Below are 13,671 nucleotides of genomic sequence, written 5' to 3'. Positions count from 1 at the left end.
ACCACAGACAATGGCTATCGAGATCAAAGCCCCCACTTTCCCGGAATCGGTTGCCGATGGCACCGTTGCCACCTGGCACAAACAACCGGGCGACGCGGTCAAGCGCGACGAACTGATCGTCGACATCGAAACCGACAAAGTCGTGCTGGAAGTGCTGGCTACCGCTGACGGCGTGCTGGGCGCTATCGTCAAGAACGAAGGCGAAACCGTTCTGTCCGACGAAGTTCTGGGCTCCATCGTTGAAGGCGGCGCTGCTGCCGCTCCGGCTGCCGCTGCTGCTCCGGCCGCTGCTGCCGCAGCTCCAGCTGCCGGCGTTGACGAAGACGCTATCGCGGCTCCAGCTGCTCGCAAGCTGGCCGAAGAAAACGGCATCAACCTGGCTTCCGTCAAAGGCACCGGCAAAGATGGTCGTGTAACCAAGGAAGACGTGGTTGCCGCTGTCGAAGCCAAGAAAGCCGCTCCGGCTGCCGCGCCTGCCAAGGCTGCTGCACCTGCCGCCGCTGCTCCGGTATTCGCTGCTGGCGATCGCATCGAGAAGCGCGTACCGATGACCCGCGTACGTGCCACCGTGGCCAAGCGTCTGGTTGAAGCTCAATCGAACATGGCGATGCTGACCACCTTCAACGAAGTCGACATGACCGAAGTCATGGCGCTGCGTTCGAAGTACAAGGACCTGTTCGAGAAGTCCCACAACGGCGTGCGCCTGGGCTTCATGTCGTTCTTCGTGAAAGCAGCCACCGAAGCGCTGAAACGCTTCCCGGCTGTCAACGCGTCGATCGACGGCGGCGACATCGTTTACCACGGCTACGCTGACGTCGGCGTTGCAGTTTCCAGCGATCGCGGCCTGGTTGTACCGGTTCTGCGTAACGCCGAACTGATGAGCCTGGCTGAAATCGAAGGCGGCATCGCCACCTTCGGCAAGAAAGCCCGCGACGGCAAACTGTCGATGGACGAAATGACCGGTGGTACTTTCACCATCACCAACGGCGGTACTTTCGGTTCGATGATGTCGACCCCGATCGTCAACCCGCCACAAGCAGCCATCCTGGGCATGCACAACATCATCCAGCGTCCGATGGCCATCAACGGCCAGGTCGTTATCCGTCCGATGATGTACCTGGCACTGTCCTACGATCACCGTCTGATCGATGGCAAAGAAGCTGTGACCTTCCTGGTGACCATCAAGAACCTGCTGGAAGATCCGGCTCGTCTGTTGCTGGATATCTGATAGAAGCAGCCATGAGCTGCAAGCCCGGGCTGTCGGAAAACCCGCAGCCTGGCTTGCCGCTCGCGGCTTGAAGCTTTTCGCTAAAGAGGATTTTTTGAATGTCGCAGAAATTTGACGTAGTAGTGATCGGCGCTGGCCCTGGCGGCTATGTGGCTGCCATCAAGGCCGCTCAGCTTGGTCTTTCGACGGCCTGCATCGAGAAGTACACCGACAAGGAAGGCAAACTGGCTCTGGGCGGTACCTGCCTGAACGTCGGCTGCATTCCATCCAAGGCCCTGCTGGACAGTTCGTGGAAATTCCACGAAGCCCAGGACGGTTTCGCGATCCACGGTATCAATCACGCTGGCGTGACCATGGACGTGCCAGCGATGGTCGGCCGTAAAGCCAACATCGTCAAAGGCCTGACCTCCGGCGTTGCGACCCTGTTCAAAGCCAACGGTGTGACCTCGATCCAGGGTCACGGCAAGCTGCTGGCCGGCAAGAAAGTTGAAGTCACCAAGCCTGATGGCTCGGTAGAAATCATCGAAGCCGAAAACGTCATCCTGGCTCCAGGTTCGCGTCCGATCGACATTCCGCCAGCTCCGGTTGACCAGAATGTGATCGTCGACTCCACCGGTGCCCTGGAATTCCAATCCGTACCCAAGCGTCTGGGCGTGATCGGTGCTGGCGTGATCGGTCTGGAACTGGGTTCGGTCTGGTCGCGTCTGGGGGCAGAAGTGACTGTCCTGGAAGCCCTGGACACCTTCCTGATGGCAGCGGACACCGCTGTTTCCAAGGAAGCGCTGAAAACCCTGACCAAGCAGGGTCTGGACATCAAGCTGGGCGCTCGCGTCACCGGTTCCAAAGTGAACGGCGACGAAGTCGTGGTGAACTACACCGATGCCAAGGGCGAACAGAACATCACTTTCGACAAGCTGATCGTAGCCGTTGGTCGCCGTCCGGTGACCACTGATCTGTTGGCTGCCGACTGCGGCGTGACCCTGGACGAGCGCGGTTTCGTGCACGTTGACGATCACTGCGCCACCACCGTACCGGGCGTTTACGCCATCGGCGACGTGGTTCGCGGCATGATGCTGGCGCACAAGGCCTCGGAAGAGGGCATCATGGTTGTCGAGCGCATCAAGGGCCACAAGGCCCAGATGAACTATGATCTGATCCCTTCGGTTATTTATACTCACCCGGAAATCGCGTGGGTCGGTAAAACCGAGCAGGCCTTGAAAGCTGAAGGCGTTGAAGTTAACGTCGGCACCTTCCCGTTCGCAGCCTCTGGCCGTGCCATGGCTGCCAACGACACCGGTGGTTTCGTCAAGGTCATCGCAGATGCCAAGACAGACCGCGTATTGGGCGTCCACGTGATTGGCCCGAGCGCTGCAGAACTGGTTCAGCAGGGCGCGATCGGTATGGAATTCGGCACCAGCGCTGAAGACCTGGGCATGATGGTTTTCTCCCATCCGACCCTGTCTGAAGCCTTGCACGAAGCTGCTTTGGCTGTGAATGGCGGCGCCATCCACATCGCCAACCGCAAGAAGCGTTAAGACAATAAGAAACCACGGCGGAATGGCCCGTCGTGAGCCTTGCATGCAAGACTCACCGCGGAATATCCGCTGGACGCAGTCTTGCATAGCTGCACCGGGTATCCGGAAAGGCTATGCAAGCAGCAGTCACAGGTGGTGCGGCACTTGAATGAGTGCAGCACCGAATGCGCAGTACCTAACGAAGACGGTAATAAGCATGAATCTTCACGAGTATCAGGGTAAGCAGCTGTTCGCTGAGTACGGCCTGCCAGTTTCCACCGGTTACGCGGTAGACACCCCGGAAGCAGCAGCAGAAGCTTGCGACAAAATCGGCGGCAGCGAGTGGGTTGTCAAAGCCCAGGTCCACGCCGGTGGTCGCGGTAAAGCGGGCGGCGTAAAGCTGGTTCGCAGCAAAGAAGACGCCAAAGCCTTCGCACAGCAGTGGCTGGGCAAGCGTCTGGTGACTTACCAGACTGACGCCAATGGTCAGCCAGTCACCAAGATCCTGGTTGAATCGTGCACTGATATCGCTAAAGAGCTGTACCTGGGCGCTGTCGTTGACCGTTCGAGCCGTCGTATCGTGTTCATGGCTTCCACCGAAGGTGGCGTGGACATCGAGAAAATCGCTCACGACACTCCAGAAAAAATTCTGAAAGCCACTATCGATCCACTGGTTGGCGCTCAGCCATTCCAGGGTCGCGAGCTGGCATTCCAGTTGGGTCTGGAAGGCAAGCAAGTTGCCCAGTTCGCCAAGATCTTCGTAGGTCTGGCCAAACTGTTCAAGGATCACGACCTGGCCCTGCTGGAAGTGAACCCGCTGGTGATCAAGGCTGACGGCGATCTGCACTGCCTGGACGCCAAGATCAACATCGACGCCAACGCCATGTACCGTCAGCCTAAGCTGAAGACTTTCCACGATCCGTCGCAAGACGATCCGCGCGAAGCGCACGCTGCCAAGTTCGAACTGAACTACGTAGCGCTGGAAGGCAACATCGGTTGCATGGTCAACGGTGCTGGCCTGGCCATGGGTACCATGGACATCGTCAACCTGCATGGCGGCAAACCAGCCAACTTCCTCGACGTGGGCGGCGGTGCTACCAAGGAACGCGTTACCGAAGCGTTCAAGATCATCCTGTCCGACACTAACGTCGCTGCAGTACTGGTCAACATCTTCGGCGGCATCGTTCGCTGCGACATGATTGCCGAAGGCATCATCGGTGCAGTGAAGGAAGTCGGCGTGAAAATCCCGGTTGTTGTTCGCCTTGAAGGCAACAACGCTGAGCTGGGCGCTAAAGTACTGGCAGAAAGCGGTTTGAACATCATCGCTGCTACCAGCCTGACCGACGCTGCTCAACAAGTTGTCAAAGCTGCGGAGGGCAAATAATGAGCGTCCTGATCAATAAAGACACCAAAGTTATCTGCCAGGGTATTACCGGTTCGCAAGGTAGTTTCCACACCCAGCAAGCCATCGAGTACGGCACCAAGATGGTTGGTGGTGTAACTCCAGGCAAAGGCGGCACCGAGCACCTGGGCCTGCCAGTGTTCAACACCGTTAAAGACGCCGTAGCTGCCACTGGCGCCACCGCCAGCGTGATCTACGTTCCGGCTCCTTTCTGCAAAGATTCGATCCTGGAAGCTGCTTTCGGCGGCATCAAGCTGATCGTGTGCATCACCGAAGGCATTCCTACCCTGGACATGCTGGACGCTAAAGTTAAGTGCGACGAGCTGGGCGTAGTCCTGATCGGCCCTAACTGCCCAGGCGTGATCACCCCAGGCGAATGCAAGATCGGCATCATGCCAGGTCACATTCACTTGCCAGGCAAGGTCGGTATCGTTTCCCGTTCCGGCACCCTGACCTACGAAGCTGTGAAGCAGACTACTGACGCCGGTTTCGGTCAGTCGACTTGCGTCGGCATCGGTGGTGACCCGATCCCGGGTTCGAACTTCATCGACATCCTGAAGCTGTTCCAGGAAGACCCGAAGACCGAAGCGATCGTGATGATCGGTGAGATCGGCGGTTCGGCTGAAGAAGAAGCGGCTGCCTACATCAAGGCACACGTGACCAAGCCGGTTGTTTCCTACATCGCTGGTGTGACTGCTCCTCCGGGCAAGCGCATGGGCCATGCTGGCGCAATCATCTCTGGCGGCAAAGGCACTGCAGACGAGAAATTCGCTGCTCTGCAAGACGCAGGCGTTAAAACCGTGCGTTCGCTGGCAGACATCGGCAAGGCCCTGGCCGAGCTGACTGGTTGGGCTGTCAAGTAAGCCTCGCGCTTAGCTGACGCTTCACCAAACAAAGGCCACCTTCGGGTGGCCTTTGTCGTTTCCGGGATTTGTGTTGGCGGTACCGGCCTCTTCGCGAGCAAGCCCGCTCCCACATTGGAACGCGGTCAACTGTGGGAGCGGGCTTGCTCGCGAAGGCGGACTTACAGGCGACATCTATCAACATGCAGAAACGCGACACAAAGATGTCGTATATCGGATAGTTCGCCCTCTAACAGTGCGTTTATCGGTCAAATTCGTTAGTCTATGCGCCATTTTTGCGTCTGCGGCCCACAAGGCGCGCAACGCGCTAAAAGGGTCGGTCTTATACGGACTGACAGCATTTCCCTCACCCATAGGGAAATCCCTCTCTAAATTCCGATTCAGTAGTGTGGTATTTCCTTAATGAAAGTGTTGAAAGGCCAGGACATCCTGGCACTTGGTTTTATGACGTTTGCCCTGTTCGTCGGGGCTGGCAACATCATCTTCCCACCTATCGTCGGTTTACAGTCCGGGCCCAATGTCTGGATGGCGGCGCTGGGTTTCCTGGTCACGGCGGTCGGTTTGCCGGTGATCACCGTCGTGGCGCTGGCCAAGGTCGGCGGAGCAATGGATGCCTTGAGCAGCCCGATCGGTAAAGTGGCCGGTGGCCTGCTGGCAGCGGCTTGCTACCTCGCTGTTGGCCCGCTGTTCGCGACGCCACGTACCGCGACGGTATCCTTCGAGGTGGGCCTGGCGCCCCTGACCGGCGAGAGCCCGCTGGCACTGTTCCTCTACAGCTCGGTTTACTTCCTGCTGGTGTTCTTCATCTCACTGTATCCGGGCCGTTTGCTGGATACCGTAGGGCGCTTCCTCGCGCCGCTGAAGATCATCGCCCTGGCCGCGCTGGGCATTGCAGCATTCGCCTTGCCGGCCGGTGACATTGGCCATGCAACCCCTGAATACGTTGCAGCACCGTTTTCCCAAGGCTTCATCAATGGTTACCTGACCATGGATACCCTGGGCGCCCTGGTGTTCGGCATCGTCATCGTCAACGCCATCCGTTCCCGCGGCGTCGAGTCGCCAGCACTGATTACCCGTTATGCGATCATCGCCGGGCTCATCGCCGGCGTGGGTCTGGCGCTGGTGTATGTCAGCCTGTTCCGTCTCGGTTCGGGCAGCCATGAAGTGGCCACGGGCGCTACCAATGGCGCGGCGGTATTGCACGCTTACGTGCAGCACACCTTCGGTTCGCTGGGCAGTGGTTTCCTTGCCGTGCTGATCTCCCTGGCGTGCCTGGTGACCGCGGTCGGCCTGACCTGTGCCTGCGCCGAGTACTTCAGCCGTGTGGTGCCGTTGTCTTACAAGACACTGGTGATCATCCTGGCGGCGTTCTCGCTGCTGGTGTCCAACCTGGGCCTGACCAAGCTGATCGCGTTCTCGATCCCGGTACTGACCGCGATCTACCCGCCGTGCATCGTTCTGGTGGCGTTGAGCTTCTGCAAGGACTTCTGGCATGAGCAGGGTCGTATCCTCGGCCCGGTGATGCTGGTGTCGTTCATCTTCGGCCTGATCGATGCCCTGAAGGGGGCCGGCCTGGCGGACTGGATGCCGACACAAATGGCCCACCTGCCGCTTAGTGAGCAGGGCCTGGCGTGGTTGGTGCCGTCGGTGATGACGCTGGTGGTCGCCGTGGTCTGCGACCGTCTGCTGGGCAAGCGCGAAGAAGCGCTGGCTTAAGCATCGTCGGCCCGTCACAAGCGGGCCCGTTAGCAAAATTGAAATGCCCCGTATCAATCGATACGGGGCATTTTTTTCCAGATTTCAGGACTGATTGGTGGCCATGATCCGAGCCACACACCCGGTACTTTGGAAATTATGGCGAACGCCAGCCACAAGGATTTTGTGATCAGGTTGTACTGCCACTGACTCCCACCATTCCAGTTCACCAAATCCAACATGTGTTGTCAGAAACCCCCCATTGCCAAATGTGGGATCGGGTTGCCCTGTGTAGTCATAGCGTGCCACCAGGCCTCTCTCTTTGCTGTATTCACCTGTTAGACCTGCAACGACAATTCCATGGGCCGGGGCGTCACCGATGCTCCACCATGCATTCGGGGCTGTAGATGGAAGTTCCGTCACGACAGGTCTGCCACCATTGAAAACAAGATTCGGTTGGCCGTTGCCATTGAATGCAGTGATGATTCCTCTGCGTGCTCTACCCCAGATATCGCTCGGGTCTCTATCAAGGTTCCCTGTAACAAACGCACTTCCGTCATCGCGCAACAACAAACCGTAGAAAAGTGTCGAGGCGTCTTCTACGCGCATCTCGGTTCTACCGCCAATCCCAAATGTTTCGTCTGGAGCTCCACCGGTTTTATATCGGGCTATCACGCCTCCTTGTTGCGAAGCGCCGATGACGGTAATGCTTCCATTTCTTGACACCCCGACTGCATAGATAGCGAAGTCTACGATGAGGTTACCGGTTCCGTTGAAAGACAGATCCGGTTCGCCGTTCTGATCGAATCTACTGATGGAAGACTGTGAGGCCATAACGATCTCCCCGTTAGGGCCTATGGCTAAAGTGCTTGAGGGGCTATTTGTTGGACTGTTTGATGTAGCGGAACGGTTTTGGTTCTCCAAATGGATACTTCGCGGCCGGAGAACCAAGCCGTTATCGCCAAAAGTAGTATCGGGAGCACCGTTTTCAAGGAATCGGGCAAATGCCAGATATTCCATTTTCCCGTAGTGGGTGCCAACCAGCAGTATCTTGCCATCCGGATAGACTTTGGCTCCAAAGGGAAAGGCCTCAGCGCCGTCCTTGAAACCACCTGTTAGGATGCCGTTTTGACCGAAGTTCGAATCCAGGGCGCCACTTTCCAGGAGTTGTACGAGCTGGAAGTCTATTCGCCCTTCCCAGTGCACACTACTCACCAAAAGGATCTTTCCATCAGGTCGTAGCGAGACGATTTGCATATTTGCATCGCCTGGAGAAATGTTTCCGACTACGCCACCCGACCCAAATTCAGGGTCCAGGCTGCGCCGGACGTTGACTATGCCATCGGAGTTATTTTCAAGGGGAGTCATTTTTGTCTCCTGTTTGTCGCGGGTTGTTTGGGGAAAATGAAAGGGTGACAATCTGGAGACTAACCATCGGTGGTTGAGTTGAATACTGTCAGAATTGACAGGTATTGGGTTTGTGTTTTTGATAGATTTGTTCGAAACACAAACTTTTAAACGAAAGTGGAAAGCGACTTCGGAACCTTGGCGGTTATGCTTTTCTAATATTGTTTCTTCAAATCCCACTCACAAGGACCTGCATGTCGTTCATCCAAGCCAACCTGATCCACATTCTTGCCGCCGTCTGGTTTGTTATCTGCTGGGGCGGGTACACCCGCTATGCCACATGGAAAGGCCGTGACACCGCGTGCCTGGCCAGTGTGCTGCACCTGTATCGTGAAGACTGGATGCGCCGCATGCTGCTGCGCGACAACCGCATCGCCGATGCCAGCGTGATCGGCAATCTGGAGCGCAATGCGTCGTTCTTCGCCTCCAGTACATTGATTATCCTGGCCGGTATTCTCACGGTATTGGGGGCTTCGGAACGGGCGGTATCCTTGCTGGCGGATATTCCGATGGTGCAACAGGCGTCCCAGGGCATGTCGGAAATCAAGTTGCTGTGCCTGGCGCTGGTGTTTGTCTATGCGTTCTTCACGTTCAGCTGGTGCATGCGCCAGTACAACTTTGCGGCGGTACTGGTGGGTTCGGCGCCGATGGTCGGTGAGCGCCATGTATCGGAGCAAGAGCGCAAAGCATTCGCTTCACGCGCCGCCCGCGTCATCTCCATGGCTGCCAACCAGTTCAACTTCGGGCTGCGTTCCTACTACTTCGGCATGACCATGCTGGCCTGGTTTGTCAGCCCGTGGCTGTTCATGTCGATGAGTGCCGGCGTCGTGTTTGTGTTGTACCGCCGCGAGTTTCATTCCGACGTTCTTGACGTGATGGTCTATACCCCTACAGAGGCGCCGTTGCCGGAGGCAATTAAAGAGGCAGCTTGATGAGTATTCCATTCTGGTGCGTGTTTATCAGTGCGGTGTTGATTTATCTGGCGCGAATGCCCGTGACCAGGGCCATGAAAGAGCAGGGTGGTTACGATAACCACCTGCCGCGCCAACAGCAGATGCAACTCACAGGTCTGGGAGCCCGGGCGCTGGCGGCGCATCAGAACAGTTTCGAAGCGTTCATATTGTTCGCGGTGGGTGTGTTGATGGCGCATACCACGCAGACGGCGGGCTGGCTGATCGATTGCCTGGCGATCATCTTCGTGATCACGCGGGTTATCTACCTGGTGTGCTACTGGAAGGACCTGGCCTGGCAACGCAGTCTGGTTTGGCTGGTGGGATTGATCTGTTCGCTGTTGCTGATGATTAGTCCGACTTTTCGAACGATTTTGCTCTAACCACTTTTATCAAGGCAAAAGAAAACCCGCACTTGGCGGGTTTTCTTTTGTCACGCTAAAAACCGTATTAGTTCTTAGGCGCTTCCGGGGCAGCTGGAGCAGTCGGAGCGGCTGGAGCAGCCTCTTTTACCGCTTCTGCGTTCGATTCAGCCTGATCTTTGGCGGCTTCGGCGTTTTCTTTCGCCGCGTCGTTCACTTTATCCTGAGCTTTGCTCATGTCTTGCTGAGCTTGCTCAGCATGTTTGGCAGCATCTTGAGCTTTGTCCTCGGATTTTTTATCGCAGGCCGCGAGACCGAGGGAAGCGGTCAACATCAAGGCAATAGCTAAAGTCTTACGCATGGGGTGTTTCTCCTGATGAAAAGCATCTACTGGCATTAAGAGCTCACGCATCAGGGTTAAGTTCCTTAATTTTTTCAGATATATAAGTTTGTTCTAGTGCGGAACTTTTACCCGGACCGCCACTGCACTGTACAGACATAAACAAGAGTTTTTATCAAATGACTGAAAACCCCGTTTTTGAGCGTGCGAAGCGCTTTCTGTCAGCGCTGCGACATTGCCAGGTACTTGGACTAAGCGTTCACAGCGCCAGCAACGAAGGGCTGACGATTGTGCTGCCGTACAGCCCGCAGATCGTCGGCAATCCCGAAACCGGCGTGATTCATGGCGGAGCGCTGACTTCGCTGATGGACACCGCCTGTGGCATGGCGACCCTTTGCGTGCTCCCGGAATTCGAAGTCTGCCCGACCCTGGACCTGCGCATCGACTACATGCACGCCGCCGAACCACATAAGGATGTCTACGGCTTTGCCCAGTGCTATCGGGTCACCACCGACGTGATTTTTGCCCGTGGCTTCGCCTATCAGGATGACCCCGGGCAACCCATTGCCCATGTGATGGGCACTTTCATGCGCATGGGAAAGAACATCAAAGGCACCAAGGGCTTTGGTGGCGCGGTTGCCGGAGGTGCGCAATGAGCGAGTCGCTGAAAGAGCAATTGCAAAAGGCCCATGAGCAGGGCGATTACGCCTCGTTGCTGGATTTGATTCCCTATGCCCGGCTGATCGGCGTCGAATGTTCCCGGGTGGGAGATGAGTTGCTGTTCAAGCTGCCAGCGAACCAGGACAACATCGGTAACCCCTTGTTGCCGGCGATTCATGGCGGTGTGATCGCCGGTTTCATGGAATTGGCCGCGGCGCTGCACCTGTTGGTGTTTACCGGAACGCCCGGGGTGCCGAAGATCATCGACTTCTCCCTGGATTACCTGCGAGCCGGGCAGTTTCGCGATACCTGGGCCCGATGCCAGGTTTGGCGTCAGGGGCGCCGGGTCGCCAATGTGGCGATTACCGCCTGGCAAAGCACCGAAGCCGAGCCCATTGCCACGGCCCGTGCACATTTCAAACTCGAAGAGCCCTTGAAATCCTGAACTCAGCCCCAAACTCTGAGGACAACCCGCCGTCGATCCTCAAGGTCGCGGCTTATGCCATCTGATTGGAGTTTGATGACCATGAGTGTGGAAACTCAAAAGGAAACCCTGGGCTTCCAGACCGAGGTGAAGCAGCTGCTGCATCTCATGATCCATTCGCTGTATTCCAACAAGGAAATTTTCCTTCGCGAATTGATCTCGAACGCCTCTGACGCTGTCGACAAGTTACGTTTCGAAGCCCTGGCCAAGCCAGAGCTGCTGGAAGGTGGTGCCGAACTGAAAATCCGTGTGAGCTTCGACAAGGACGCTAAAACCGTCACCCTCGAAGACAACGGTATTGGCATGAGCCGCGAAGACGCGATCACCCACCTGGGTACCATCGCCAAGTCCGGCACCGCCGATTTCATGAAGCACCTGACCGGCGACCAGAAGAAAGACTCGCACCTGATCGGCCAGTTCGGTGTCGGTTTCTACTCCGCCTTCATCGTCGCCGACAAAGTTGATGTGTTCAGCCGTCGCGCCGGCAGCCCGGCCAGCGAAGGCGTGCATTGGTCGTCCAAAGGCGAAGGCGATTTCGAAGTCGCAACCGTCGACAAGGCCGAGCGCGGCACTCGCATCGTCCTGCACCTGAAGTCCGGTGAAGACGAGTTCGCCGATGGCTGGCGTCTGCGCAACATCATCAAGAAGTACTCCGACCACATCGCTTTGCCGATCGAGCTGCCGAAAGAAGTGGCCGCTGCCGAAGGTGAAGAGCAGCCGGCCGTTGAGTGGGAAACCGTCAACCGCGCCAGCGCCCTGTGGACCCGTCCGCGTACCGAGATCAAGGACGAGGAATACCAGGAGTTCTACAAGCACATCGCTCACGATTTCGAAAATCCGCTGAGCTGGAGCCACAACAAGGTCGAAGGCAAGCTCGAATACAGCTCATTGCTGTACGTGCCGACCCGTGCGCCGTTCGACCTGTACCAGCGTGAGGCGCCGAAAGGCCTGAAGCTGTACGTGCAGCGCGTGTTCGTCATGGATCAGGCCGAGTCCTTCCTGCCGCTGTACCTGCGCTTCATCAAGGGCGTGGTCGATTCCAACGACCTGTCGCTGAACGTGTCGCGGGAAATCCTGCAGAAAGATCCGATCATCGACTCGATGAAGTCGGCGCTGACCAAGCGCGTCCTGGACATGCTGGAAAAACTGGCGAAGAACGAGCCTGAGCAATACAAGGGCTTCTGGAAGAACTTCGGCCAGGTCATGAAAGAGGGCCCGGCAGAAGATTTCGCCAACAAGGAGAAAATCGCCGGCCTGCTGCGTTTCGCATCGACCCATGGCGACGATGGCGAGCAGGTTGTTGGTCTGGCCGAGTACCTGGCGCGCGCCAAGGAAGGTCAGGACAAGATCTACTACCTGACCGGCGAAACCTACGCCCAGGTCAAGAACAGCCCGCACCTGGAAGTCTTCCGCAAGAAAGGCATCGAAGTGCTGCTGTTGACCGATCGTATCGACGAGTGGCTGATGAGCTACCTCAGCGACTTCGACGGCAAGAGCTTTGTCGACGTGGCGCGCGGTGACCTGGACCTGGGCAACCTGGACTCGGAAGAGGACAAGAAGGCCGCGGAAGAAGTCGCCAAGGCCAAAGAAGGTCTGGTCGAGCGTCTGAAAACCGCATTGGGCGAGTCCGTTGCTGAAGTGCGGGTTTCCCATCGCCTGACCGACTCCCCGGCAATCCTGGCCATCGGCGAGCAGGACTTGGGCTTGCAGATGCGCCAGATCCTGGAAGCCAGCGGTCAGAAGGTTCCGGATTCGAAGCCGATCTTCGAATTCAACCCGGCTCACCCGCTGATCGAGAAGCTCGACAACGAGCAGAGCGACGAGCGCTTCGGCGACCTGTCGCACATCCTCTTCGATCAGGCGGCCCTGGCGGCCGGCGACAGCTTGAAAGACCCGGCGGCCTATGTACGCCGTCTGAACAAGCTGTTGGTCGAGCTATCGGCCTGACGGTGTTGTAGAAAAACCCGCTTCGGCGGGTTTTTTCATTTCGGTGCTAAAACATCAGGAGTCAGAAATGAGCCAAATCACTGTACGTTCCGTTGCCTATCAGATTGACGGCCAGGCTTACGAAAGCCGTCTGGCCTTCGATGCCGACCATAAAGGCCCGCGCCCGGGTTTATTGATGGCGCCGAACTGGATGGGCGTCAGCGCCGGTGCCGAGGAGATCGCCAAGTCGGTGGCTGCCAAGGGTTATGTGGTGTTGATTGCAGACCTTTACGGCCAATCGGTTCGACCGACGAACAATGACGAGGCCGGCGCGGCCATGATGCCGTTGAAGAATGATCGCCCATTGCTGCGCAAGCGCATGCAGGTGGCGTTCGAACAGCTGCAAAGCCAGGGTGAAGTGGCTGTCGATACTTCGAAACTGGCCACTTTCGGTTTCTGCTTCGGCGGTTGCTGCGCCCTGGAGTTTGCCCGTACCGGCGCGCCGGTGAAGGTCGCGGTGTCGTTCCACGGCACGCTGGACACACCGAATCCGGCTGATGCGAAAAACATCAAGGGTAAGGTCCTGGTGCTGCATGGCGCATCCGATCCATTGGTGCCGAAGGAGCAGTTGCCGGCGTTCGAAGACGAAATGAACGCGGCAGGTGTGGACTGGCAGTTGCTGAGCTACGGCGGTGCGTTCCACTCGTTCACCGACCCGCACGCCAATGTGCCGGGCATGATGATGTATGACGCCAAGGTGGCCGCCCGGGCGTTCACGTCGATGCACAATCTGCTGGATGAAGTGTTCAAGGGCTGATCTGTTGCCTGACACCGACTTTG

Annotated in this window: 13 protein-coding genes; 11 read left to right on the top strand and 2 right to left on the bottom strand. The window is 57.3% G+C overall.

Features of this window, described 5'->3' with window-relative positions; all coding sequences use genetic code 11:
• Window positions 1–10: 10 nt before the first annotated feature.
• The 5 genes from odhB to brnQ all read left to right on the top strand — a co-directional run bounded on the left by odhB (window position 11) and on the right by brnQ (window position 6,723).
• Window positions 11–1,228, top strand: coding sequence for a 2-oxoglutarate dehydrogenase complex dihydrolipoyllysine-residue succinyltransferase (gene odhB / locus KGA98_RS24215; protein WP_218542792.1), 1,218 nt, complete (start codon window positions 11–13; stop codon window positions 1,226–1,228).
• A gap of 98 nt (window positions 1,229–1,326) precedes the next feature.
• Window positions 1,327–2,763 (top strand): dihydrolipoyl dehydrogenase, encoded by a 1,437-nt coding sequence (gene lpdA, locus KGA98_RS24210; RefSeq protein WP_007998079.1) that lies wholly within the window; start codon window positions 1,327–1,329, stop codon window positions 2,761–2,763.
• 196 nt (window positions 2,764–2,959) lie between these two features.
• A complete protein-coding gene (gene sucC, locus KGA98_RS24205) occupies window positions 2,960–4,126 on the top strand; it encodes an ADP-forming succinate--CoA ligase subunit beta (protein WP_007919879.1) in 1,167 nt (388 codons plus the stop codon).
• Window positions 4,126–5,007: a succinate--CoA ligase subunit alpha gene (gene sucD, locus KGA98_RS24200; RefSeq protein ID WP_007919877.1), complete on the top strand. Its 882-nt coding sequence runs from the start codon at window positions 4,126–4,128 to the stop codon at window positions 5,005–5,007. The genes sucC and sucD overlap by 1 nt, the downstream gene beginning before the upstream one ends.
• 402 nt (window positions 5,008–5,409) lie before the next feature.
• Window positions 5,410–6,723 (top strand): branched-chain amino acid transport system II carrier protein, encoded by a 1,314-nt coding sequence (gene brnQ / locus KGA98_RS24195; protein ID WP_218542794.1) that lies wholly within the window; start codon window positions 5,410–5,412, stop codon window positions 6,721–6,723.
• Between the two features lie 84 nt (window positions 6,724–6,807).
• On the opposite strand, the gene KGA98_RS24190 is transcribed toward brnQ, so the two are convergent.
• The gene (locus KGA98_RS24190; protein WP_223504141.1) at window positions 6,808–8,289 is read right to left on the bottom strand and encodes a hypothetical protein; all 1,482 of its coding nucleotides are present in this window, start codon (window positions 8,287–8,289) and stop codon (window positions 6,808–6,810) included.
• A 14-nt stretch (window positions 8,290–8,303) separates the two neighbouring features.
• Here KGA98_RS24190 and KGA98_RS24185 point away from each other — a divergent pair, with 14 nt between their 5' ends.
• The gene (locus tag KGA98_RS24185; protein ID WP_150814889.1) at window positions 8,304–9,041 is read left to right on the top strand and encodes a DUF599 domain-containing protein; all 738 of its coding nucleotides are present in this window, start codon (window positions 8,304–8,306) and stop codon (window positions 9,039–9,041) included.
• A complete protein-coding gene (locus KGA98_RS24180; RefSeq protein WP_150814888.1) occupies window positions 9,041–9,442 on the top strand; it encodes an MAPEG family protein in 402 nt (133 codons plus the stop codon). The genes KGA98_RS24185 and KGA98_RS24180 overlap by 1 nt, the downstream gene beginning before the upstream one ends.
• A 67-nt stretch (window positions 9,443–9,509) precedes the next feature.
• Here the strand turns inward: KGA98_RS24180 and KGA98_RS24175 are convergent, their stop codons facing one another.
• Window positions 9,510–9,782, bottom strand: coding sequence for a hypothetical protein (locus KGA98_RS24175; RefSeq protein ID WP_150814887.1), 273 nt, complete (start codon window positions 9,780–9,782; stop codon window positions 9,510–9,512).
• A gap of 158 nt (window positions 9,783–9,940) precedes the next feature.
• Here KGA98_RS24175 and KGA98_RS24170 point away from each other — a divergent pair, with 158 nt between their 5' ends.
• The 4 genes from KGA98_RS24170 (at window position 9,941) to KGA98_RS24155 (ending at window position 13,648) form a co-directional block, all read left to right on the top strand.
• The gene (locus KGA98_RS24170) at window positions 9,941–10,417 is read left to right on the top strand and encodes a PaaI family thioesterase (protein WP_057715822.1); all 477 of its coding nucleotides are present in this window, start codon (window positions 9,941–9,943) and stop codon (window positions 10,415–10,417) included.
• Complete coding sequence (locus KGA98_RS24165; protein ID WP_090453899.1) at window positions 10,414–10,866, top strand: PaaI family thioesterase; 453 nt, start codon at window positions 10,414–10,416, stop codon at window positions 10,864–10,866. Before KGA98_RS24170 ends, KGA98_RS24165 begins: the two co-directional genes overlap by 4 nt.
• A gap of 81 nt (window positions 10,867–10,947) precedes the next feature.
• Window positions 10,948–12,852, top strand: coding sequence for a molecular chaperone HtpG (gene htpG, locus KGA98_RS24160; protein WP_057716650.1), 1,905 nt, complete (start codon window positions 10,948–10,950; stop codon window positions 12,850–12,852).
• A gap of 67 nt (window positions 12,853–12,919) precedes the next feature.
• A complete protein-coding gene (locus KGA98_RS24155) occupies window positions 12,920–13,648 on the top strand; it encodes a dienelactone hydrolase family protein (protein WP_150814884.1) in 729 nt (242 codons plus the stop codon).
• Window positions 13,649–13,671 lie beyond the last annotated feature (23 nt).

Source organism: Pseudomonas sp. BF-R-24, from assembly GCF_019947335.1.
GTDB lineage: Bacteria > Pseudomonadota > Gammaproteobacteria > Pseudomonadales > Pseudomonadaceae > Aquipseudomonas > Aquipseudomonas jessenii.
Note: the sequence above shows the minus strand (reverse complement) of the source record. Positions and strands in the feature narration are given on the sequence as shown.